21 protein-coding genes are annotated in these 21851 nt (G+C 62.0%); 8 read left to right on the top strand and 13 right to left on the bottom strand.

The annotated features are described in order from the left end of the window. Positions 1-96 precede the first annotated feature (96 nt). Positions 97-1275: a hypothetical protein gene (locus ACSYDV_RS18250; RefSeq protein ID WP_438325248.1), complete on the bottom strand. Its 1179-nt coding sequence runs from the start codon at positions 1273-1275 to the stop codon at positions 97-99. A 107-nt stretch (positions 1276-1382) separates the two neighbouring features. Here ACSYDV_RS18250 and ACSYDV_RS18245 point away from each other — a divergent pair, with 107 nt between their 5' ends. The 3 genes from ACSYDV_RS18245 to ACSYDV_RS18235 are packed head-to-tail and all read left to right on the top strand — an operon-like array spanning position 1383 to position 4206. Continuing rightward, positions 1383-2822, top strand: coding sequence for a sensor histidine kinase (locus ACSYDV_RS18245; RefSeq protein WP_438325247.1), 1440 nt, complete (start codon positions 1383-1385; stop codon positions 2820-2822). An 8-nt stretch (positions 2823-2830) separates the two neighbouring features. After that, the gene (locus ACSYDV_RS18240; RefSeq protein WP_438325246.1) at positions 2831-3475 is read left to right on the top strand and encodes a LuxR C-terminal-related transcriptional regulator; all 645 of its coding nucleotides are present in this window, start codon (positions 2831-2833) and stop codon (positions 3473-3475) included. A gap of 41 nt (positions 3476-3516) precedes the next feature. Continuing rightward, complete coding sequence (locus tag ACSYDV_RS18235) at positions 3517-4206, top strand: hypothetical protein (RefSeq protein WP_438325245.1); 690 nt, start codon at positions 3517-3519, stop codon at positions 4204-4206. A 255-nt stretch (positions 4207-4461) separates the two neighbouring features. Here the strand turns inward: ACSYDV_RS18235 and ACSYDV_RS18230 are convergent, their stop codons facing one another. Continuing rightward, complete coding sequence (locus ACSYDV_RS18230; RefSeq protein ID WP_438325243.1) at positions 4462-4737, bottom strand: DUF1153 domain-containing protein; 276 nt, start codon at positions 4735-4737, stop codon at positions 4462-4464. A 256-nt stretch (positions 4738-4993) separates the two neighbouring features. Between ACSYDV_RS18230 and ACSYDV_RS18225 the strand changes: the two genes are divergently transcribed. Both ACSYDV_RS18225 and ACSYDV_RS18220 read left to right on the top strand, forming a co-directional pair. Further along, positions 4994-5449, top strand: coding sequence for a hypothetical protein (locus ACSYDV_RS18225; RefSeq protein ID WP_438325242.1), 456 nt, complete (start codon positions 4994-4996; stop codon positions 5447-5449). A gap of 188 nt (positions 5450-5637) precedes the next feature. Further along, on the top strand, positions 5638-6636 hold the full coding sequence (locus ACSYDV_RS18220) for a hypothetical protein (protein ID WP_438325241.1): 999 nt from the start codon (positions 5638-5640) through the stop codon (positions 6634-6636). A gap of 161 nt (positions 6637-6797) precedes the next feature. Here ACSYDV_RS18220 and ACSYDV_RS18215 read toward each other — a convergent pair whose 3' ends face one another. Further along, a complete protein-coding gene (locus ACSYDV_RS18215) occupies positions 6798-8543 on the bottom strand; it encodes a CHAT domain-containing protein (RefSeq protein WP_438325240.1) in 1746 nt (581 codons plus the stop codon). On the opposite strand from ACSYDV_RS18215, the gene ACSYDV_RS18210 reads away from it, so the two are divergent. Both ACSYDV_RS18210 and ACSYDV_RS18205 read left to right on the top strand, forming a co-directional pair. Continuing rightward, positions 8524-8790 carry a Na+/H+ antiporter NhaA gene (locus ACSYDV_RS18210; RefSeq protein ID WP_438325239.1) on the top strand — a complete coding sequence of 89 codons (267 nt, stop codon included), beginning with the start codon at positions 8524-8526 and terminating at the stop codon, positions 8788-8790. The genes ACSYDV_RS18215 and ACSYDV_RS18210 overlap by 20 nt on opposite strands. A 79-nt stretch (positions 8791-8869) precedes the next feature. Then, complete coding sequence (locus ACSYDV_RS18205; protein ID WP_438325238.1) at positions 8870-9943, top strand: class 1 fructose-bisphosphatase; 1074 nt, start codon at positions 8870-8872, stop codon at positions 9941-9943. 126 nt (positions 9944-10069) lie between these two features. On the opposite strand, the gene ACSYDV_RS18200 is transcribed toward ACSYDV_RS18205, so the two are convergent. The 10 genes from ACSYDV_RS18200 to ectA form a co-directional block, all read right to left on the bottom strand. Continuing rightward, positions 10070-11176, bottom strand: coding sequence for a rhodanese-like domain-containing protein (locus ACSYDV_RS18200; protein ID WP_438325237.1), 1107 nt, complete (start codon positions 11174-11176; stop codon positions 10070-10072). Then, positions 11176-12003, bottom strand: a complete 828-nt coding sequence (locus ACSYDV_RS18195; RefSeq protein ID WP_438325236.1) for a hypothetical protein — start codon at positions 12001-12003, stop codon at positions 11176-11178. The genes ACSYDV_RS18200 and ACSYDV_RS18195 overlap by 1 nt, the downstream gene beginning before the upstream one ends. A 500-nt stretch (positions 12004-12503) precedes the next feature. Continuing rightward, positions 12504-13730 (bottom strand): mechanosensitive ion channel family protein, encoded by a 1227-nt coding sequence (locus ACSYDV_RS18190; protein WP_438325235.1) that lies wholly within the window; start codon positions 13728-13730, stop codon positions 12504-12506. Between the two features lie 78 nt (positions 13731-13808). Then, a complete protein-coding gene (locus tag ACSYDV_RS18185) occupies positions 13809-15155 on the bottom strand; it encodes an MFS transporter (RefSeq protein WP_438325234.1) in 1347 nt (448 codons plus the stop codon). After that, positions 15137-16417 (bottom strand): MFS transporter, encoded by a 1281-nt coding sequence (locus ACSYDV_RS18180; RefSeq protein ID WP_438325233.1) that lies wholly within the window; start codon positions 16415-16417, stop codon positions 15137-15139. The genes ACSYDV_RS18185 and ACSYDV_RS18180 overlap by 19 nt, the downstream gene beginning before the upstream one ends. Positions 16418-16438: 21 nt before the next feature. Beyond that, positions 16439-17878, bottom strand: a complete 1440-nt coding sequence (locus ACSYDV_RS18175) for an aspartate kinase (RefSeq protein WP_438325232.1) — start codon at positions 17876-17878, stop codon at positions 16439-16441. Beyond that, the gene (thpD, locus tag ACSYDV_RS18170) at positions 17875-18795 is read right to left on the bottom strand and encodes an ectoine hydroxylase (RefSeq protein WP_438325231.1); all 921 of its coding nucleotides are present in this window, start codon (positions 18793-18795) and stop codon (positions 17875-17877) included. The genes ACSYDV_RS18175 and thpD overlap by 4 nt, the downstream gene beginning before the upstream one ends. Positions 18796-18824: 29 nt before the next feature. After that, entirely contained in the window at positions 18825-19226 is a 402-nt protein-coding gene (locus ACSYDV_RS18165) for an ectoine synthase (protein ID WP_438325230.1), read from the bottom strand. A 15-nt stretch (positions 19227-19241) separates the two neighbouring features. Further along, positions 19242-20546, bottom strand: a complete 1305-nt coding sequence (gene ectB, locus ACSYDV_RS18160; protein ID WP_438325229.1) for a diaminobutyrate--2-oxoglutarate transaminase — start codon at positions 20544-20546, stop codon at positions 19242-19244. Positions 20547-20549: 3 nt separating this feature from the next. After that, a complete protein-coding gene (gene ectA, locus ACSYDV_RS18155; RefSeq protein ID WP_438325228.1) occupies positions 20550-21053 on the bottom strand; it encodes a diaminobutyrate acetyltransferase in 504 nt (167 codons plus the stop codon). 254 nt (positions 21054-21307) lie between these two features. Between ectA and ACSYDV_RS18150 the strand changes: the two genes are divergently transcribed. After that, the gene (locus ACSYDV_RS18150) at positions 21308-21787 is read left to right on the top strand and encodes a MarR family winged helix-turn-helix transcriptional regulator (RefSeq protein ID WP_438325227.1); all 480 of its coding nucleotides are present in this window, start codon (positions 21308-21310) and stop codon (positions 21785-21787) included. Positions 21788-21851 lie beyond the last annotated feature (64 nt).

The raw sequence follows: 21851 nt of genomic DNA, 5'->3' as shown, positions 1-21851 counted from the left end.
AACTCCTTGATCGGCTTGGGTCGCAAAAAGCTGACGTTGAAGATGTTAAACTGAGTGCCGTTCGTTATGCGGTAGCCCGCGAAGGATGTCGTTCGGTCAAAAACCGAATGCTACCCCCACCCGGCCTCCGGTCGAACCCTTGACGGTCGATCCCGCAAAGCCGCCCGAGATGTAGACGCGCGGAGAGGCGCGCACGACCACCGCGCCGGAAAAGCCCTGCTCGCCGCGAAAGGTCGCGAGATTGAAGTTCATCGATACCGTGCTGTCAGGCACGATCATCGTTCCGCCCATTGCCATGGCCGCCGCGATGCCTCCATTGGCGTGGCGAAACCGTCGATCGGACGTCGCATTCAAGACGTCGATGCGTGCGTCGATCTGTCCTAGCCGGTCGTCGACCGCGTCGAGTGCGGATCCAACATTGGCGTAGCTTTGGCCGCCGATCATGTAGCTGGGCGCCGAGACAGCGCCAGTCGCGGCATTATAGCTGGATCCGCCCCCGAGCGCGCCGACTGTGCTGGCACCAAGCGTATCGCCGCGCACGATCGCGGTATCGGCGGTCTGCTGCGCAGTCGCTGCAAGCCCTTCAATGCGGTCGTCGGCGATCGTCATATCGCTCCGGATCGCCGTCTCGCGGATGTCGGTATAGGCATTAGCGTCCGCCAGGGCGGTGGCCCCAGCCGCCACGATGTCGGCCCGGATCGCGGCTTCGCGCGTGTCGGTATAGCCGTTCGCCGCGACGAGCGTCGCGGCGTCGCCCGCGGCAATATCGCTGCGGATCGCCGTCTCGCGTGTATCGGTATAGGCATTGGCACTGTTCAGCGTCGCGGCGTCTCCGGCGTTCATCTGGCCCACATTGGCCGCATCGTTGATCTGCGTGCCGGCGGAAACATTGGTAATCCGCCGCGTCGAGAAGACGGAACCGACTGAAACGGTGTTGGCTTCGTCGGCCCTTGATCCGCTACCCAGAGCCACACTGTTGGGTGCACTGGCCGAGCTATTTTCGCCGATAGCGGTGCTGTTGGGGTCGAATGCGACGGCACTGACCCCGATCGCGGTGCTGTTCGTTCCCAGAGCATTGCTGAACGCGCCGCATTCGGTCGTGCCCAACTGGACATCGTCGGGCGTGCCGAAAAAGCCGTCAGGGCCGGGATCGTCGATCATGCCAATATTGCATTCGGGCGTCGAATCCGCCCACGCGGGGGCTGGCAAGGCAAGGGCGACGAGCGTCAGCGCGGCGGCGCTGCACCCCGTAAAAAGCTTCGAGTCTGTGATCATTATATGCTCCTCAAAGGTCAAAGGCGAAAAAATGCGCCCCGGATTTTTCCCCTTTGAGGTGATAGAAAGCGCGGACTCGCGGTGCATCGGCCAAATGGCCTAGCCGCATGGCCGATGCCACAGCCAGATGGCCTACATCCCTTGTGCCGCCACGCGATTGCGGCAAGGTTGGCGCCATGCCCGACGAAAGACAGCCCCTTTTCAAGACCGGTTCCATCAGGCCGACGGATAGCGCCGATCGGGATGACGCGCCGGTACAGGAAAGCGAAGTCGAGGCGGCAGCGGAGCATTATCCGATCGGCCTGCTGGCCAGTTTGCTCCGCTATGCAGGGCTTGCAGCGGCATTCTATTCCATGTCCGTGCTGTTCGCGCCCTATGTGCCGCCCACCACGATGCGGTCATGGAGTGTCGTCACCGTCATTTTCATGGCTATCTGGCTGGCTTCCATTGTCGCCCACTACTGGATCCGGCCGTCGCAGGCGTTTGAGGTTCGCCGCTGGAATCTGATCGGCAAATGCCTGCTGATCGGCACGGGGTTGATCATCATAACGATGATCTGGGCCTTTTTGCCGGGCGCGCCGGAGCCGCTGCATCTGTTGATGATTATTTTCGTCATGGCATATCTTTCGATCACGATCATCTCGGCGCCGCAGCATGCCGCGGTCAACAGGTTCGCGATCATCGCGATGCTGGGATCGATCGTGATCGTACACGATTATCGGGCCGCCTTGTTCAACGGTGTCATCTTGGTGTTCGTCCTGCTGTTCGCGGCAATCATGTTTTTCCTGAGCAAAGTCTTCCCCGACGCCATCAAACAGGCGGCTCAATCGCGAGCGATTGCAGAAGCCGCGCGCTCCGAAGCCGAAAGGCAACGGGACGCCAAAGGGCGCTTCCTTGCTTCCGCGTCGCATGATCTGGGCCAGCCGTTACAATCGGCCCGGCTGTTCTTCGATCAGGTTGCAAGGGGCACCGATCCGGCCCTGCGTGCGAGCGCCGTGATGCACACCGAAGCCGCCTTTGCCCTGATCGAGCGACGGCTGCGTCAAATGATAGAACATCTGCGTCTTGAATCTGCGGACAGGGCTGCGGTGCTTGTTCCGTTGACGGTGGGACACTTCATCGCCCGGACGGCGGCGCTGGCCGAAGCGATGGCTGCACAGAAGGGCATCGCGCTTCATTCGCTGCCGAGCAGTTTACAAGTCTTGGGAGACGTCGAATTGCTCGAAAGAGCGTTGCTCAACCTGGTCGACAATGGATTGCGCCATTCACAGGGCACCCGCTTGCTGATGGGTGCGCGGCGGCGAGGCGCGTCCGTCCGCATATGGGTTATCGATGACGGTTCCGGCATCGCGGCGGAAGACGTGGCTTCGCTGTTCGACGACTATTTTCAGGGTAGCAATCATGGCGACGAGGTGCGCGGCGGATTTGGATTAGGCCTGGCATCGGTCCAGCGGACCATGGCATTGATGAACGGCAAAGCTGGCCTCGATCCGAACTGGACGTCGGGAGCGGCCTTTTTCCTTGAGTTACAAGATGCCGCTGCCTAGCTTGCGCTATGAACAGCTGCTTGATCTGCGATGATCACCAAATGATGTTGCAGGCGTTGAGGGGCAGTGTGCAGATGTCATGGCCCACGGCCGAAATTATTCTTGCGAATGATTTTCCGTCAGCCTGGTCCTCCGCGGTGGTCGGTCCCGACCTGATATTGTGCGATCTGGGGATGCCCGGTGCGCCCCCGGTCGAGGGGATAAGGCGGCTGCGGGATGTGGCCCCTGAATCCCCCGTGCTCGTTGTGACGGGCGTCGAGGACGACCAGATTTTGCTCGATATGTTCGAGCTTGGCGTGGCCGGCTTCATCCCCAAAGTGTCCAGCCCCACGATTTTGGAACTGGCCATGCGCCTGATTCTGGCTGGCGGTCATTATCTGCCTGAGCGCATGATTAAGCTGACGAGCAGACTTTCCGAAACAGGCAGCGAGCCGCCAACCGTCGCAGCAGGGGTCGGCTTTTCGAAGCTGACCGTGCGTCAGATCGAAATATTGCGGATGATCGCGACCGGAAAATCGAACAAGGAAATTGCCCGGACGCTTTGTCTTTCGCCCGCCACGGTCAAAGCCCATGTGGCGGCCGTTATTGCGGCGCTTGGTAGCGCAAACCGTACCGAAGCAGCGTTCGCGGCCCGAAATCTTGGCGTCATCTAGTCGTGATGCTTGAGCCGCCCGATGCGCCCTGGAGGTTATGAATGCCCGCTCCTGCAAACCGTTCAGACACCCAAATATTCGTGCGCATTGCGGCGCTGTGTCTGGGAATAAACATTGTCGGCTTCGGATTGAATGCGGCGCTTGGGCGTGTCGATAGCGCTGCACTTTCACCTCTCCTCTATGTTCATGCCTTCCTTTTCGTCGCCTGGAGCGTGCTTGCCGTTGTTCAGCCCTCCCTCGTCGCGCGCGCAAACAGGATGACGCATCGTAAACTAGGCTGGACGATGATGATCCTGGCAGTCGCAATGGGGGTCAGTGGTATATGGATTACCACGGCGGCCATCTCGGCGGGGCGAATGGCGCCCGCCAACATTTTCATGATGATCAATATCCTGACCGTGGCTGGCTTCCTTGGTCTCATCGCCGCCGCGCTCGGGTTTCGTCGCAAAATGGCGTGGCACAGCCGGCTGATGACCTCGGCGACGATCCTGCTGACGGGGCCTGCCTGGGCGCGCATTTTGCCGATGGACCTGCTGGGGCCAGCCGGCCTTATAGCGATATCCGCCTGCGTACTTGCCCTTTCCGCATGGGGTATGATTCATGATCGACGTACCCACGGCCGGATTCACCCTGCTTGGTGGTGGGGCGCGAGCGTTGCGACGCTCATAGGTCCGCTTGCGCCGCCTCTCGCTTTTATCCCCGGTTTTGCGGATTGGGCTGCGCGCATTTAATCTGCGCCCTCCAGCAAATCGCGCGGAGGTGCCGGACTCACAAAAGGCAATGGCCATCCGCCATTATTCCGCCAATAGAGCCACTGGTTTGGGAATTTTTGCGTTCCGTCCTGATGCCCCGCCGAGGTTGGGCGGGCCATCGATCGCGGCGAACTCAAGTGCCGCTAAACTGAAAGGACGGCGCGAGAGGGACCAGTCTGCTCGCGCCGTCCTCATGGTACCGCACGCGGTGGGGGCGCGTGCGACGACAAAATCCTATCCTCCCATTGCGCGCATGCCCTGCGCTCTCACTCGCAAACCCGGGATGCCGGCGCGCTCGATCGTGCGGCGCCAGGATTGCAGCTCCTCGCCGCTGAGGCGATATCTTTTGCACGCCTCGTCGAGACCGATCAGTCCGCCGTCGATCGCGGCAAGCAGTTCGGCCTTGCGGCGGGCGACCCAGTAGGTTGCCGCCGGTGACGGCAAATCCTCGATCGTCAGTGTCCCGACCGGTCCGGCGACCGATGTCGGCCTTGTTCTCAATTCGAGCACTGCGAATTCTCCGTTCGCGCGGTCGTTGCCGCCTCGTGCCCCCCGAGCAGAAAATGCTTTTTTGGGGTTAACAAAAAGTTACCAATCAAGCCGCAATGCGCCGAACCGTTCGTCGCTTGTTAAACCGCACCGCAGGCATTTTGGCAGGCGATGCTATTGTCGTAGCAGCTCGGTGGACGGCGTAGTCGGTGATGTTGGCATTGCCAGTCCGGACCATTTGCGGCAGCGTCGTTGCGGGACAAAATGGGGGTGGTAGATGCGGAAAGTGAATATGTTGGCGGCGCTGGCGCTGATGGTGGTACCCGCCCAGGCTCAGACGATCCCGGACTTGCCGGCCAATCCCGTCAAGGCGCTCAATGGCGACTGGTACGGGGTTGACCACAAGATCAGACTGTCTGTCGCCAACGGGGTGGCGACGATTGTCGAGAACGACACCGCCGATCCCTATCTCAAAAAGATCACGGCGCCCGCGGGGACGGTCATCGCCCGCATCACCGGCGTGGAATCGACGGGCCCCAAGTCGGCTCGGTTCGTCGGCCAATGCCTCGAACTGATCGACACGGTGCGTTCGGACGATTTGCCGTGTCCGGCTCATGCTTTCGTGCGGTCGGCGGCCTATGGCGGCAAGCCCGGATTAACGATCAATTTCTGGACTGCGGGCTTCCTTCGCAAGGACAATATTCCCGCGTATCAGTGGCAATATCGCAAGTGACGGATGAAAGATCGGACGGCCATTGCGGCACGGGCAAAGCGAGCGATCGGTCCCAACGAAATGACGACGCGCTTCCAGGGTTGCAGCAGCGCTTTCGAGTGATGCCGGGAGCAAGGGCCTGGGTGATATGCCGCGCGAAGCTACGGCGACTTGCCGCCGTCATTCTTCTCGCTGCGGGCGGTGCGTCATTGGCCCTTGCGGCTGCTGCGCCGCCTCCTCCTGCGGGTAGTCAGGCCGAAGCCGATGGTGAAACGGCGCGGATCGCCGCGCAAGCCATCGAAGGCGGTCATTCGGCTGAGGCAGCCGGCATCCTCGAGACGCTCGTGGCCCCGCGGCACCATATGCTCATGATATCGTCCGACTGGCATCGCGATCTCGCACGCGCCTATGTCGCGCTTGGGCTTATGGACGGCGCCCAGGGACAATATCGTCTCGCGTTGGCCAGCGCGCCGAGCGAGGAAGCGGGTGTGCTAGGCGATGAGCTTGCCGCGCTCGTTGCGAGATACGGCCGGAAAGATGTCGTGCCGGACACGCTCGGACCGAATGGCGCCAAATATTTCGGTCTCCGCTGGGTTGACCGCGGCAACGGAACCATCGAATTCGCAACCGTCTTCCTGCTCCCGCAGGATGATCCCGAAGGGACGGCGTTCACGACGGCGACGTACCGCGCCGACTGCGCGGCGCAGAAGACGCAGTTGCTCGGCGGGGCGGCCTTCTCTGCAGCGGGCAAGACGCTGCGATCATTTGGTAAGGGCGAGGCCGCAAGGCCGGCCAACGATCTTGCGGATCACAGCCTGAAGATGATGTGCCGGCGCGAGCCCGCTTTGCAGGTGAAGCGAGTGCCCTCGATCGATGGCACCGCTCTCCTCACGCGATATCGCGCGCAACGCCTTAAGCGGACTGCCTCGCCGCCGTCCGCGGCCGAAGGGGGCGCGAGCGATGCGGCGTGCCGCGCGCATGTCGAAATGTTCGTGGGTCAACTCGCCGCCGAGGGACAGGTGTCGGGTCCGAGCTGGCAGGTTCGCGACTGGTGGGATATGCGCACCGGAGATATGACGAAGGAACGGCTTGCTGCTGCGACGTCGGCAGTGGCGGCGCTGGCGCGCGCCGACCCCGGCATCGAACGCACATTCCAGCAGGCCTGCGTTCAACAAGCGCTGGCGGGCGGAGCCGTGCCCGGACTCTAGGTTTCCGCGAGCGGATGGGCACACATCGCGCACTTATGGGTGCTGTCCTTCCCGGCGGGACCGGCAGTGGACGCCGTCATTGACCGCAATCTGGCGCAATATGATCTGTCCGCCATCGGCCAAAGGTTGCCCTGTGCGGCGAGTGGGTGGTCGCGCACATGTCAGCGGCCGACATCTCCGATCAACGAAAAGGGCGCCCAGGCGCTCGGGTGCGACCAGCTTTTCAGATAGGGATCGTCACGCGTGTCGCCCCGAATTTCGCGCTCGACCTGCTGCAGGGCTTCGGCGCGTGTCAACGTGGGATCGGCGCGCAAGATCTCGAACAGGCGCACGGCGAGCACGGCCGCGACATCGTCGCGGACCGGCCAGTGCGAGGCGAGCAGGCTTTCCGATCCGGCAAAAAAGAACGCGCGAGCAAGGCCGGAAAGGCCAGGCGCCCCCGCACGGCCGTCGCCGGTTGCCGTGTTGCAGGCGGACAGGATGACCCACCCCGCGCCGATACGGAGGGCTGCCACTTCGCTCGCTGTCAGCAAGCCATCATCCGCAGGGCTGGCGGCCACGGGCGGTGTGAAGACCAGTCCCGGTTCGCCGATGTCGCCGACTTCGCCGGCCACAAGTCCGTGCGTTGCGAGGAATAATATCGACGAGGTTACGAGGTCAGCCGCCTTCAGACTGGACTCGGTCGCGGAGCCCGCCAGAAACAGCCTTGTTTTGCTGGGGCCGACGAGCGCCTCCATCGCCTTCAGCTCCTTCTCGGTCCCGGAAAGCCGGGCGAGCCGGCGGAGGGCCGCGGGATCGGCGAGCTGGGTTTCGCCGCTCGACGCACGCCAGATGTTGCTGGCAAGCGGCGTGCCGCCGCCGCGTGCCGTCCGGTTCCGGCCTTCGACGCCGCGCGTTGCCGCATTGCCCTCGAGCAAGGGATCTCCGAAGCCGATCATGCTGCTTCCAGTAGGTGCGTTTCGGCCCGCAACCGCCCGGAGAAGCTGAAGCGACTGGAGCGACGGTAGCTGGACGATCGCCGCCTTGTCGGCGAACCAGGATGTAGCGCGGAGTGCTGCGGCGTCGCCGTCGATCCCTGTCGGCTTCCCGGTCACGAGGATTCCGAGGGGCAGCGAGGAGATCGATCCCGTCGCGGAGGTGAACAAGTGCCGCTTGCCCGCAAGGGCCGGGCTGACAGGCGCGACCAATTCTTCATAGAGGCGAAAGGCCGTGCCGCGATCGAACGGAAAGTCGCCTTCGCCTTCGGCGGACCATCGCTCGTCTTCTTCGGGGGTAACGTCGATATTCGCGCCAACGTCCCAGAGCAGGCGGCGGACATGACCCGTCAGTTCCGTTTCGGTCATGGCGGAGCGGTGCCATTCGAGGCCTTCGCGCGTCACGACCAGACTGTGCGTGCCGCGCGGCGTGGGGACGATCATCAAAAAAGCCTCGTCGGCGGCCAGCAAAGCCTTGGCCGACGGCACGTCGAGGAGCGCGGGCTTCACCAGTTCATATTCGACAAACGAGGAGGCGTCTGCTTCGAGACCGCCCGCGAGGGCCTGCTGCGCCTGATGAAGGTCGATGCCGAACAGCGTCATCGTCAGATCGCAGCGGATCTGAACAATCCGGCCCCGTGCGCCGATGCGTTCACTCCAGACGGGCTGTGCGCGCATGCCCGTCTCGCCGATACTCGAAGTGAACAACTGGTCCGTGAGCTGGCCTATATTGTCGAGCAACTGCTTTTCATTGCTCGTCGACAGGCACATCAGCGCACGCCCGGCCGCGTGGGCAAGCTGCTCATCGGTGACGGAGGTGCCGAGCGCGAGGCCCATGAAATAGGGCCCGTCGGTGCGATCGGAGAGCCTGAACCTCGCCGCGCTCGGGGTCGCGGCTGCCGTCTTCGCTGCGATGCTCGTCATCAATCGCATGGGAGTGCGTGCAATCCTTCCATATCTTTTGGGATTTTCGTTGTTGTGGTTTGCGATCCTGCTATCCGGCATCCACGCCACGATCGCTGGTGTGCTCGCCGCCTTTGCCGTTCCGATAATCCGCTCTCCCGGCGCGCCTGATAGCGCGGAGTCGACTCTCCATCGGCTCGAGCAGGCGCTTGCGCCGTGGGTGCGCTTTCTGATTGTGCCTTTGTTCGCTTCGCCAACGCTGGCGTTTCGGCGATGATGGCCGCAATGCTCTCGGTGGGTATCTTGATGGGAATCGATCGTTCGAACCGCCGCGCGTCGATGGCCGGCGGAACGGGATGGAGATGACGCCGACATCGGACACTAAAACTGCCTCCGCGTCGTCAACGACGCCGTGGGTCACGCTTGCGGATTACCTCAGCGCCGCAGAACAATCAGGTGACATACCTGCGGCCCTTCGAGACTTGCTTCTCACAATGGGCAAAGCATGCGGCGATATTGCTGACATCATCGCGAGAGGCGCGCTCGCCGAAGCATTGGGTAGCGCCGGAACCTGCAATGTTCAGGGCGAAGAACAGAAGGCGCTCGACCTTCTCGCAAATGATATCATCGTCCGCGCCGCGGAGGCCAGCGGAGTGGTGGCCGCTCTCGCCTCTGAAGAGATGGAAGACATACACCTTTGCAGTTCTGCCGCGGCGGATGCTGACTATCTTCTCATATTCGATCCGGTCGACGGATCGTCGAATCTCGACGTCAATCTGTCGATAGGAACGATTTTCTCTATCGGGAAATGGACGAACCGATCGTCAGGCGCGGTTCCCAGCGAATCAGATTTTCTACGAGCTGGCCGCGCTCAGGTCGCGGCGGGATATGCGATCTACGGGCCGCAGACGATGCTGGTGTTCACGGCCGGGCGAGGGGGCTTTGGCTTTACGCGCGACCCGGATCGTAAGGAGTTCGTCCTGACCCACGACTGGATGCGCATTCCCCGCACGACCAGAGAATTTGCGATCAACGCGTCCAACCGGCGTCACTGGCCGGACGCGATCTGCCGATATATCGATGGGTGCCTTGACGGCCAATGCCACGGTTCGCCCGTGAATTACAACATGCGGTGGACCGCTTCGATGGTCGCGGACGTCCATCGCATTCTGACGCGTGGAGGCGTTTTCCTTTATCCTGCGGACCGGCGTCACGGGATGGAGAGCGGCAAGCTCAGGTTGCTATATGAGGGTTCGCCCATGTCGTTTCTTGTCGAGCAGGCTGGAGGCGCGGCAACCGATGGATTTAATTCTATCATGGACCTCGAGCCGCATCGCTTGCACGACCGCATTCCGGTGTTCCTGGGGTCGATCGAGGAAGTCGAAAAGATCGGGGCTATTGCAAGAGCTAACGGAAAGCCCTCTGCCTAACTTCGCGGGCGATCCCAACCCCAGCTGCCGACTGTCTGTTCCCTTATATGGAAATGTAAAAACTGCCAGTCGGCAAGCGGCCACGCCGACGCCGCCTGCCGCCCGCGTCATTCGCGGATGGCTACGCTATTTCCCGGTCGCCCTGCGGTAAAGGAAGCTGTCGGGCGTTTGCGTCGGATAGCCGGCCGCCTTCCAGCCTCCGAGGCCCTCGCGAAGCCAGTAAATCTTCGTTGCTCCGGCTTGCGAGAGACGCAACACGGCATTGTAGGAGAGGAAGCATTTAACGCTGTGGCAATAGACGAGGATCGGCCGATTGTCGGCGATCTTGACTATTTCCCTGCTGACCGTCTGATATTGGTCTTCGAAGGTGCCGCTATATCCGACGAACGGAAATTTGATCGCGCCCGGCAGGCCGACGTCGTCGGAGATCGAGCCGATGATGAATATATCGTCGCCGTAAGCATTCATCAGGCAGGCGGCCTGCCGCGCCGAGACGCGGGTGCCACCCGGCACCGTCCCCGGCGTAAGCGCTGATAACGCCTTGCTCAGCCCTCCCGCATAATCTGCAACCTCCCCGGGCGCGTCTCCTGCTTCCTCCCGGAGGCATGCGCGTTCCTGCACTTCGAGTGGAGGCGCCGGACGACCGAGTTCGAAAGCATGGCGCGCGCCGAGTTCGCGAAGCCGGTGATATGTATTGATGAGCTGCTTGCCGAGCGTGACGCGCTGATGCGGCGCTGCATATTCTTCGGGTTGGCGCATCCAGGTGTCAGACTTATCCCAGACCTCGTCGAGCAAGGTGCGGCCATTCCCGCTGTCGCGAAAATTGATGTCGGCGCCTTCCTCCACCATCAGCGTCACGAGCTCGGGTGCCCAGCTGTCCATTGCGCGCCAGAGTATCGTACCCTGCCAGGCAATACTGGAACCGTCGCAGTAGGGCAGCGGGCGCGAGCCCTTGACCGGTTCCGACTGCTTGAAGATCGCGGCGACCTTTCGTTTGCGAACGTCGGCCGCCTCCGAGCTGTTCGTCCCGGCCGCAGTGTAGAGGGCGTCCAGCAATATTTCGTCTTTGCTCTTGCCACCTTCTGCGGCAAGCCCTCGCTGCGCCGCCTGGCATAGGCGCATCTTGGCGAGGCGACCGGCTGCGCTGTCCGATGCAGGCTGTGCCTGTACCGTTGCTGCAATCGCAGCGCCGACCAGCGCGGCGCTCGCGGCCAGTATCTTGAGCAGGCGCATCACAGCCCGCACTCGCCGTCGCGGCATTCGCGCGGAAAGACCGCGCATTGGTTCGCACGGTTGCGCGCGATCATCGCGATGAGCCTGTCCTGCATATCCTTGATATCGCGCGCGAGCTCCGGATAAGCGGCCGTGAGCTTCACTCTCGGTGCCTTGGTGTCGCTCGCCGGTGCAAGTGGGGAAATCGCTGCTTCGAAGCCGCCCGCGCCGTCCCACGCGGCGAGTGCCTTCTCAAGGTCGGGAAGGTCGATGTGTATCGGAATGCCGCGTGTGACGACTGGCTTTCCGGTCCGGAATTCATAACCCCCAAGCTTCACCGTTGCGACGCGGAAGGGCGGGCCAAGCGGGTGGTCCTTCGCCTCCAGTTGGGGCAGGACGAGTGTCGCAGTCCACGTGATAGGATCGTCATATTTCTTGAGCCCGTGAAACTGCAGGAACGCTTCGCGCGGAAACTCGGGTCGGTAGGTTGTCGGGTTGGTGCCCAGCGTCAGATTGTGGAAACGCGTGCCTGCCGCCGGCACCGGAATGCGTGCGAAGATCGCATAGCCGTCGTCGCCGCTATAGCCGTCGGCGAAACCTCCCGCGCTTCGCGTCCGCGTGCGCCACATGCACGACGGCAGCTCCATGTCCTTGTTGAACTCGCTTCCCATCCCCTTGGCGAAATCGCGAGCGACTTGCTCGTCACCGGGTGCGAAGGTCGGCCTCTTGAACTCACCGTTGTTGACGAAGCCAGACTCGATGCTCTGCGCGAAGACGCAGGTCGATCCCGCAATCAAGAATCCTGCAACGAGCGCGCCCCTTAATGTCGTGCGCTTTCCGATCGACATGCCTATCCCCCGCTACACATGTTCAGCCACTCCAATGCAAGATGTTCAACGTTCGATCAAGAGGTTGGCAAAAGGGAGTTGTTGCCGTTTTGATCGTTTCGATACCCGGAAGCGGATCATTCGCTCTAAGGCGTTGCAATTGTCTAAGGGGGCGGTCTTCGAGTCATCAGAAGTCGCGGGTCTGCTTTCAACGCTTTCAGTTCAAAAGCTGCCAGGCCGCAACCGGCCATCGGCTGTCGGACCGACATTAATGCTGCGTCGCTCCAAGCTCTTACCCGGCCTTGTCGTGTAGCGCGAACTTGCCAATGATGCCCGTGTCGCCCGATTATAGCCGACGACTTCGACTTCGACTTCGACTTCGCGGCGAACGCGAGCAGCGCTCCTGTTGAGCGCGCCGAGGCCCGAGATGTCCCTAGAATTTGTCGCGCAGACGTCGGTTAGAATGGTTGATGGCGCCTTCTTTGACCTCGAAGCTCGGCTTATGCGAGCCCGCGCCGCGGTCACGCCGCCATGCGGGTTTGGAGGTCGCGGCCACTCGGTTCCTGAAATGGTCGTAAACGGAACGTTGGCAGGATCGCCAGCAGATGGTCGAAGATATCGGCCTGGATATTCTCATAGTCGCTCCAGGCAGTGGTGCCCGTGAAGCAGTAAACCTCCAGCGGCAGACCTTGCGGCGTGGGTGCGAGCTGGCGGACGATCAGCGTCATCCCGTCGGCGATGCCGGCGTTCGCCCGCAGATATGCTTCGACATAGGCGCGGAACGTCCCAATATTTGTGACATGCCGGGCATTCGCCGGCTCGCGTCCGGCATCGCCGAGGCGCGAATTCCATTCGCCAAGCTCGTCCTCCTTGTGTCCCAGATAGTCGCGGATCAGTGCAATCCGCCTGAGTTCCTGCCTCTCGTCGGTGGACAGAAATCGAATGCAATTCTGGTCGAGCAGGAGCGAGCGCTTGATCCGGCGCCCACCCGACTCCGCCATCCCGCGCCAGTTCTTGAAGCTCTCGGCGATCAATCTGTGCGTCGGGATCGTCGTGATCGTCTTGTCCCAATTCTGCACCTTGATCGTGTGCAGCGCGATGTCGATCACATCGCCGTCGGCATGGAGCTGCGGCATTTCGATCCAGTCGCCGACGCGCAGCATGTCGTTCGATGTAAGCTGGACCGAGGCGACGAGCGACAGGATGGTATCCTTGAAAACCAGCATCAGCACGGCCGCCATCGCGCCCAGTCCCGAGAGCAGGAGCAGCGGCGACTGCTCCATCAAGGCGGCGACGATCAGGATCGCCGCGCCTGCGTAAACCAAGATCTTGAGAACCTGCACATAGCCCTTGACCGGGCGGCTCGCCGATCCCGGGCGACGCTCGTAAAGCTGGTTGGCAAAACCGAGCGCCTCGCCGATCGCCATCGCTGCGAATAGGATGATCGAGGCGGATACGACATTGCCGACGACGATCGCGGCGGTTTGCGGGAGATGAGGGACCGCGCCAATGCCCGACGTGATAATGAGCGCCGGGACGATATTGGCAAGACGTGCGGCGATCGGCGCCGGCGTCGGACCATCATATGGCAAGGTGCGCAGGACGAAACGCAAGACGGTTCTTCGAACGATGAAATTTGCGAGCCAGGCGACCGTGCCCAGTGCCACGAGCGCGATAAGGGTTTCCGCCCATGGCGGCGTGCCGGCAAGGATGGGAATGTCGGTCACAGTCGGAAAAGCTTCGGTCATGATATGCTGCATGGCGTCGATCCCGCGCGAGCCGGACCGGTCTCCTTTCATTGGCGTTCGGGAAGGACGAGTGTCTTCCTATTTGTGGGGTGCGACGTCCCTGTGCGGGGCAAACGGATCCTCGCGTAGCGACCGGCCTGCCGTCTCGGGCATGAAGCGCAAGGCGACGAGGCCGAGGAGGCATGCGAGGGCCATATAATAGGCTGGCATGAGCGGATCGCCGGTCAGGCTGATCAGGCCGCTTCCGACGATCGGCGCGGTGCCGCCGAAGATCGAGGTCGAGATATTATAGGCGATCGCAAAGCCCGCAAAACGCACCGCGGTGGGGAACATCGCAGGAAAGGTCGCCGAAATCGTCGCGAGCTGCGGTACATAGAGCAGGCCGAGCGCCATGAAGCCGATGGTCGCGCCCGCAAACCCCGTGCCGATCAGCATGTAGAGCGGTACGACGAGCATCATCAGCCCGATGAGCGACCAGCGCCACATCGGCTTGCGTCCGACCCGATCGGACAGCGCGCCGGCGAAGGGCAGGAAGATCATCATGAACACCATGCCGATGATTGGCACGAGCAGCGCCTCCTCGCTCGACAGGCCGATACGGCGCTGGAGATAGGTCGGCATATAGCTCAACAGCGAATAGTTGACGACATTGAGCGCGACAACGAGACCGCCGACAACGAGCAGCGGGCGCCAATGATGGCGCATCAGGGTGCCGAGGCCTAGCGGCTTGCGGTGCTCCGCCGCCGCCATTTCTTCGCGGAAGACCGGCGTATCTTCCATCTTCGAGCGCAGATACATGCCGACAAGGCCGATCGGCCCGGCGATCAGGAAAGGAACGCGCCAGCCCCATTCGTGCATCGCCTCGTCACCGAGGTGAAGCGAATAGCCGAGCATGAGCGCCGCGCCGAGCGAGAAGCCGGCCAGCGTCCCGAATTCGAGGAAACTGCCATAGAAGCCGCGGCGATCGTCAGGCGCATATTCCGCCATGAAAGTAGCGGCGCCGCCATATTCGCCACCGGTCGAAAAGCCTTGGAGCATGCGCAGGAGGATAAGCGCGGTCGGAGCCCAGAAGCCCACAGCATCATAGGATGGAATCAGCCCGACGGCGAAGGTGGCGCCCGCCATCAACAGGATCGTCATCGCCAGCACCGACTTGCGGCCGATACGGTCGCCGAGCGGTCCCCAGAAGAGTCCGCCGAGCGGGCGGATAAGAAAGGATATGGCAAAGGTCGCAAGCGCGAACAGCACCGCCTCTTCGGTATCGCCTGGGAAAAGCGCGGCCGAGATATAAGTCAGGCCATAGGCATAAATGCCATAATCGAACCATTCGACCGCATTGCCGAGCGCCGAGGCGCCGACCGCACGGTGAAGCTGCGAAGGTTCGGGCGGGTGCCCCGGTGCGTGGATCATCTTTGGTTGGGCCATATGTCACCTGTTTGCAAAGTCGGCTCCGAATGCGGAGCGGGAGTGTCGGATCCTGAGGGGTCGAGCAGCGCCGCGACCGGCGTCGTGCGTGGCAGAATCTGGAAATCCTGCTGCTGGTCTCCCGGGACCGGATTGCTCGTCGCGACGCGCCATATGCCGAAAACGAGCATCGCGGCGGCAGCCAGCGCAATGAAGAGAAAGAGCCCGCCGGCGTCAGTAAGTGTCATCGAGGTCGCCGCACCGAGCGGGCCAAGCGCGGCGCCAACGGAATAGAGCAGTACGAGTTGGCCGCTTGCCGTCACACGCTCTGAAGGCAGCAGCCGATCGTTCGCATAGGCGACGCAGAGCGGATAAAGCGCGAAACTCAATCCGCCAAATGCGGCGCCGAGCGCAAAGAGGAGAGCGCCCTGCGGCTGCGCCGCCAGCGCGATGCTCGTCACCCAGGTGGCGGCGAAACAGGCTAGGATGACGCGGCGGCGGTCGTAGCGGTCCGATAGCCGGCCGAGCGGCCATTGCAGTGCCACGCCGCCGAGGATGACCGTCATCATGAAGGTTGCAGTCTCGCCAAGGTCGAGCCCGATCCGGCGCGCGTAAATGGCGGCAAGGCCATAGAAAGCGCCGAGCAAGAGGCCTGTAACGCCCGCCCCGACGACGCCGAGCGGCGAAGCTTCGAACAGGCGGCGCAGCGGTAGCGATGCGGCCGATTCCAGAACCGGCGCCGTGCTGCGCGTAAGGCAGACCGGGATGATCGCGAGCGAAATCAGGATCGAGGCTATCTCGAACGGGACCTGCGGTGCCGTGTTTCCGGACCGCAGGATTAGCTGGCCGAACGCCTGGCCCGAATAGAGCGCGACCATATACCAAGCGAGCACGGTGCCTCGCGTTCCGGCTTCGGCCCGGTCATTGAGCCAACTTTCGATACACACGAACACGCCCGCGACGCAAATTCCATCGACGATCCGCAGGGCGCCCCAAAGGAGCGGATGTGCGAACAAGGCATAGGATACTGTGCTCGCGGAGAGCAGTGCGACCATAGCGGCGAACGCTCGGATATGCCCGACGCGGCGGACAATATCGCCTGTCCTGAGCGCCCCGATCACGAGCCCGGCAAAATAGGCGGTTGCGACGAGCCCGATAATCATCGTGCCGCTGCCGGCACGCTCGAGGCGAAGTCCAATCAGGGTCGATAGAAAGCCGCTGCCCGCCATCATTACGAAAATGGCAATCAGCAGGCTGCGAACCGGCAGGATGGTTGCGAACATCAGGCGTTATCGGCGGCCGCGTCAGGCGGCGCGCCGGCCCTCGGCAACCTGTCCGTCATCCTCGACCAGCGCGGCGTGAAGCGCGCGCACTGCTTTGTCGAAGTCGCCGCATTCGACGATGAACTGGATGTCGACGTTGCGGATCTGATGTTGCATCGCGATCATCATGATCCCCGCGTCATCAAACGCACGCAACGCGTCGGGAACGAGCCCGGGGCGCGAGATGTCGCTGCCGATCGCCGACACCATCGCCACCGGCTGTGTCGAAATGGCAGCATCGGGATAGACATCCTGCAGGTCGGCGATCACCTTTGTCACCGCGTCTGCCGACGCCGAGAGATAATGGGTGATCGTGTTCGCGTTCGATGATTTGCTGACGATCCACAGACCATGACGGGCCAACGCATCGAGGATCGCGGTGTCATAGCCCTTGATCCCCACCATGTCCTGCTCGAAGAATTGCAGCGCTTGCATCTGGCGTATGCCGGTGACGATCTCTACTCGCGGAACGTCCGAGATATAGTTTCCGGTCACCAGCGTGCCTTCATCCTCGCGGTCGAAGGTGTTGCGGACGCGCAGCGGGATGTGCGTCTGGCGAAGGCCGCGGCCTGCGCCAGGGTGGATCGCCTCCATCCCGAGATTGGCTAACTGGTCGGCGACATCATAGTTGGTGCGCCCGATCTTGCGGGCCTTGTCCGCGCCCACCAGCTTCGGGTCCGCGCTCGACAGGTGGAACTCTTTGTGGATGATCGCCTCGCGCGCGCGGGTCAGGACCGCGATGCGCGAAAAGGTCATCTCGGTATAGCCGCGTGCATAGCGGCGCACCATGCCGCCTTCGCAGCCCGCATAGCCGGTCACGATGGGAAGAGTGGTGGCAAGGTCGATCGTGGCGAACGCGTCCTCGATCCTCCGGTCGAGGCTGCGCAGATCGTCCTGATCCCACAAGGTGAGATCGACGAACCGCGCATTCACGCCGCGATCGCGGAGCAACAGCGCTGTGCTGTGCGCACTATGCGCTTCACCGATCCCGGCGAGAAGCTCGCGAAGCGTCAGCAATTGCTCCTTGACGCAGAAGCGGCCGTGGCTGCGCAGCCGCGCCAGATCCTCAAGGCAGGCGGAGACCGCCCTGATCCGTTGTTCGATGAAGGCATCCGCTTCGGCGCAGCTCTTCGGCCGGGCGAACATCACGGCGTTGCGATCGCGCACGGCCTCGCGAACCGCGCCGAGCGCGTGGCGCCAGCCCTCGGCGGCATCGTCGGCGACGAAACGCCCGTAAACACCCGGTACGCCGCTCTTCTTATTCTCTAGCAGCAGGTCGGTCATCCCGGCGAAGGCTGAGACGACGAATATCCGCTGGTAAAGCGCGGGGCCGGTACGATCGGCGATGAGCACATTGGTAAACAATGCCTCGGTTGCGGCCATCGACGTGCCGCCGATCTTCTCGACGCTATGCTCCCTCATGCCGGCACCGCGTCTAGAAGGGAGCCGCGCTCGATCGCCAGCGGGTCGGGTTCACCTCGATGGGCGAGGAACCACGGCCGCGGCTTGGGCGCGCCGAAGGGCTTTTCGAGGCGATTGCTCATCGCATTATAGACGAGGAAGGCGTTGGCGCGCGGGAAGGGGGTGATATTGCCGTTCGATCCGTGCATCAGATTGCAGTCGAACAGGATCACGGTACCCGGCTTGCCGACGGGCGCGATGATGCCGTGCCTGTGGGCGAGCTCGGCGAGGCTCTTCTCATCGGGAACGCCATATTCCTGTCGCTTGAGTGAACTCTTGTAGTGATCGTCGGGGGTTTCGCCCACGCACGTCAGATAGGTGCGGTGCGATCCCGGGATCAGCATCAGCGGCCCGTTGTTCGGGGTGTTTTCGGCAAGTAGAACCGACATCGAAAGCGCTCGCATGCGCGGCATGCCGTCCTCTACATGCCATGTCTCGAAATCGCTGTGCCAGTAGAACTCCTTGCCCTTGAAGCCGGGTTTGTAGTTGAGGCGTGACTGATGGATATAGATCTCGTCGCCGAGCAGAAAGCGCGCGACGTCGGCGAGGCGGGCATCTGCTGCGAGGCGGGCCATGCATGGGCTTTGCCGATGGACGTCAAAGATTGACCGGATTTCCCGACTTTGCGGTTCGGTCACGATCGTGTCGTCATCGAGCGTGGCCGGGTCGGCGAGCAGTGCGCCCGTTTCCTTCTGAAGGAAGGCGACTTCATCGGCCGAGAAAATATCCTCGAGAATGATATAGCCGTCGCGGTCATATTGCGCGGCCAGCCTGGCGGATATCGGAGCATCGTTGCTCCAGTCGCTGTGGACGACAGGATCCTGCCGCGGCCGCATCTCTGCTTCGGCCGCGTGGCGCGAGGGGTAGAGGTCTTTCATCGGACGCCTCCCTTTCTTTTCTATAGTTATCAGTCGGCGGAGACGAGATCGGCGTCTGCCGGGTAGGCGCCCGTATCATCGTGCACTTCCTTGCCCGTCACCGGCGGGTTGAAGGCGCAGGCCGTCAAAATGTCCGTCTCGGGACGCACAATATGGCGGTCGTGCTCGTTGAGGGCGTACATCACACCGGGTTCGAGCCGGTGGACTTCGCCGGTTCCCAAATCTTCGATGGTCCCTGTGCCCTTAAGCACGAACACCGCCTCCAGATGATTCTGATAATGCATCTTGAGTTCGGTGCCGGCGAACATGGTGGTGATATGGAATGAGAAGCCCATCCCGTCGTCCTTCAACAACATGCGGGCGCTGGCCCAGCCGTCCGAGCGGACGTTGCGGTCGGTCTTGCGGATGTCGCCGAGGTTGCGAACGATCATGATATTGTCTCCTGTCTATTCGGCAGCGACGGCGTAATCACTAGCCATCGCTTCGCGAATCTTGGTTTCGAGGATGTCGAGGCCGGCGCCGAGAACGGCGTCGTCGATGACGAGGGGCGCGAGCACCTTGATGACTTCGTCGCGCGCACCGCTGGTCTCGATGACGAGCCCGGCGTCGAAACAGGCGGCAGTGATTATGGCGGCAAGCTCGCCCGATCCCGTATTGATGCCGCGCATCATGCCGCGACCGCGTGTGTCAAAACCATGGTCGGCCGCGATGCGGCCAAGCCGCGTTTCGAGAATGTCGCCGCGCCGTTCGATGTCGCGTTCGAATTCGCTGCTGCTCCAGAAGTGACGGAGCGCAGCGCTGGCGGTTACGAAAGCATGGTTATTCCCGCGGAACGTGCCGTTGTGCTCGCCAGGCGACCATTGATCGAGTTCGGGGCGCAGCAGAGCGAGTGCAAAGGGCAGGCCCATGCCGGACAGAGACTTCGCCAGTGTGATGATGTCGGGAATGAACCCCATATCCTCGAAGCTGAAGAAGCTGCCTGAGCGGCCGCAGCCCGCCTGGATGTCATCGACGATCAGCAAAGCGCCATGCGCTTTGGCGATTTCCGCGATGCGGCGAAGCCAGCCGGACGACGCGGCGTTGAGCCCGCCTTCGCCCTGAATCGTCTCGACAAGGATTGCGGCGGGGGCGTCGAGCCCGCTCGACGGGTCGGACAGGCGTTGTTCGAGCAGGTCGGCAGTATCGACGTCCGGGCCGTAATATCCGTCATAGGGTTCGTGTGCGACATGCGTCAGGGGAACCCCGGCGCCGCCGCGCTTGGCGGCGTTTCCGGTGCACGCGAGCGCGCCGAGCGTCATGCCGTGGAAGCCATTGGTGAAGGCGATGACCATTTCGCGGCCCGTGACCTTGCGCGCAAGCTTGATCGCGGCCTCGACCGCATTCGTTCCCGTCGGGCCGGTGAACATGACGCGATGATCGAGTCCGCGCGGGTTCAGGATCAATTCCTCGAACGTCGCGAGGAATTCATGTTTCGCATCGGTGTGGAGGTCGAGCCCGTGCGCGATGCCGTCTGCGGCGACATAGTCGAGCAGGGCCTGTTTCAAGATAGGGTGGTTGTGCCCATAATTCAGCGTCGAACATCCCGACAGAAAATCGAGATAGCGGCCGCCCTGATCGTCGTGCATCCACACGCCTTCGGCGCGGCCAAACTGCCGTGGCATCGAACGGGCGTAGCTGCGGACTGCGGATTCGCGCCGCTCATAGATAGTCCTGTCCGGAATCATGCCGGACGGCTGTGGTTTCATGAACATGATTTATCCCTGTTTTTGTCGAAGGGTCTGACGATCTATCGGCCCGATACGGGCCTGATATTCGGTGGCGTGCGCGCCGGCGAAATGCGGCTCGCGCTCGAACAGCACGCTCCGGTCGAGCGAGGCGCTCCAGTCGCGCGCGAGACTGCGGAACAGCCCCCATGACGCCGCATTGTCGTCCGTTATAGTCGTAATCAAATGCGTGACTCCGCGCTGTGCAGGCCGCATCAGCAGGGCGGAGATCATGCGGTTGGCAAGCCGCTTCCCGCGCCCATCGGTCGATACGGCGACCTGCCATACAAAAAACGACTTCGGATCGGACGGTGGCCGATAGCCGGACACCCAGCCGACAATCCTGCCTCCTCTTTCTGCTATGACGCATTGGTTTGCGAAATGTTCGCACTGCAGCAGGTTGCAATAACGCGAATTGCGGTCAAGCGGGGGGCAGGCTGCGATCAGTGCCGTAACGGCTGGGCCATCGGAGGGGATCGGGCAGCGGAAATGCACATCGATCGCTGGGGATTGGCGGGGCTCGGTATCTTTCCCTGGAGGCAATGAGTTTTCGTCTTTTTGCTGATCTAATATCTTTCATCTCCTGAAATGTAATTTTGGCGATTTGACCGAGAATCGACGCAAACATAGGACTTATTGCGGAGGTGGCAACCCGAATGACAAAATTTATTTTGATAAATGAAATAATATCGATCGCCAGGCAAAGATAGAATTTGGCAGGATTGCGGGCGCACGCTAACGCTCCGGTCATGGATAGCGGGATCGCCAATGCCACGTTGAAAGCGTTGCGCCGCGTATTGCGCGCGGCAGAGGGCGGAACGCGCAAATTGGCGGCGGCGACGGGTCTCACTCCGTCCCAATTGCTCGTTCTTCGTGAGATCGATGGCGGGGATGAAGTGACACCAGGGGCGGTCGCGCAGCAGCTGCAATTCAGCCACGCGACAATCACCGCTATCGTCGACCGGCTCGTGTTGCTTGAGCTCGCTACGCGTTCGCGCAGCGAGCAGGACAAGAGGCGAATGCTGCTGAAATCAACCGAGCGAGGCCGACAATGTCTGGCCGATGCGCCTGACATGCTTCAGGAAATATTCGAGGCGCGCTTTGAGGCGCTACCCCCATGGGAGCAGGCAATGATCCTCGCGGGAACCGAACGGCTTGCAGACATATTGGGGGCCGGCGACATGGAGGTCGCACCCCTGCTCGATTCCGGTCCCATCGATCGCGCCTGAGTTTCATTGAACCTTCTTGCCAAGGTGCGAGCGTTGCGCTGGACGGACGAAACGAGTTGATCGC

This window comes from Sphingopyxis selenitireducens, from assembly GCF_051550705.1.
Lineage (GTDB): Bacteria > Pseudomonadota > Alphaproteobacteria > Sphingomonadales > Sphingomonadaceae > Sphingopyxis.
This window is presented reverse-complemented; position numbering and strand designations above follow the sequence as displayed.

Bases quoted from the DNA above. Each gene is read 5' to 3' on its own strand.
- ACSYDV_RS18235 (WP_438325245.1), top strand. From the start codon at position 3,517: ATGCCCGCTCCTGCAAACCGTTCAGACACCCAAATATTCGTGCGCATT.
- ACSYDV_RS18240 (WP_438325246.1), top strand. From the start codon at position 2,831: ATGAACAGCTGCTTGATCTGCGATGATCACCAAATGATGTTGCAGGCG.
- ACSYDV_RS18215 (WP_438325240.1), bottom strand. From the start codon at position 8,543: ATGCGATTGATGACGAGCATCGCAGCGAAGACGGCAGCCGCGACCCCG.
- ACSYDV_RS18175 (WP_438325232.1), bottom strand. From the start codon at position 17,878: ATGAGGGAGCATAGCGTCGAGAAGATCGGCGGCACGTCGATGGCCGCA.
- ACSYDV_RS18210 (WP_438325239.1), top strand. From the start codon at position 8,524: ATGCTCGTCATCAATCGCATGGGAGTGCGTGCAATCCTTCCATATCTT.
- ACSYDV_RS18195 (WP_438325236.1), bottom strand. From the start codon at position 12,003: ATGTCGATCGGAAAGCGCACGACATTAAGGGGCGCGCTCGTTGCAGGA.
- thpD (WP_438325231.1), bottom strand. From the start codon at position 18,795: ATGAAAGACCTCTACCCCTCGCGCCACGCGGCCGAAGCAGAGATGCGG.
- ACSYDV_RS18205 (WP_438325238.1), top strand. From the start codon at position 8,870: ATGGAGATGACGCCGACATCGGACACTAAAACTGCCTCCGCGTCGTCA.
- ACSYDV_RS18225 (WP_438325242.1), top strand. From the start codon at position 4,994: ATGCGGAAAGTGAATATGTTGGCGGCGCTGGCGCTGATGGTGGTACCC.
- ACSYDV_RS18165 (WP_438325230.1), bottom strand. From the start codon at position 19,226: ATGATCGTTCGCAACCTCGGCGACATCCGCAAGACCGACCGCAACGTC.
- ACSYDV_RS18185 (WP_438325234.1), bottom strand. From the start codon at position 15,155: ATGGCCCAACCAAAGATGATCCACGCACCGGGGCACCCGCCCGAACCT.
- ACSYDV_RS18180 (WP_438325233.1), bottom strand. From the start codon at position 16,417: ATGTTCGCAACCATCCTGCCGGTTCGCAGCCTGCTGATTGCCATTTTC.
- ectB (WP_438325229.1), bottom strand. From the start codon at position 20,546: ATGTTCATGAAACCACAGCCGTCCGGCATGATTCCGGACAGGACTATC.
- ACSYDV_RS18190 (WP_438325235.1), bottom strand. From the start codon at position 13,730: ATGACCGAAGCTTTTCCGACTGTGACCGACATTCCCATCCTTGCCGGC.
- ACSYDV_RS18150 (WP_438325227.1), top strand. From the start codon at position 21,308: ATGGATAGCGGGATCGCCAATGCCACGTTGAAAGCGTTGCGCCGCGTA.
- ACSYDV_RS18250 (WP_438325248.1), bottom strand. From the start codon at position 1,275: ATGATCACAGACTCGAAGCTTTTTACGGGGTGCAGCGCCGCCGCGCTG.
- ACSYDV_RS18200 (WP_438325237.1), bottom strand. From the start codon at position 11,176: ATGCGCCTGCTCAAGATACTGGCCGCGAGCGCCGCGCTGGTCGGCGCT.
- ACSYDV_RS18245 (WP_438325247.1), top strand. From the start codon at position 1,383: ATGGCCGATGCCACAGCCAGATGGCCTACATCCCTTGTGCCGCCACGC.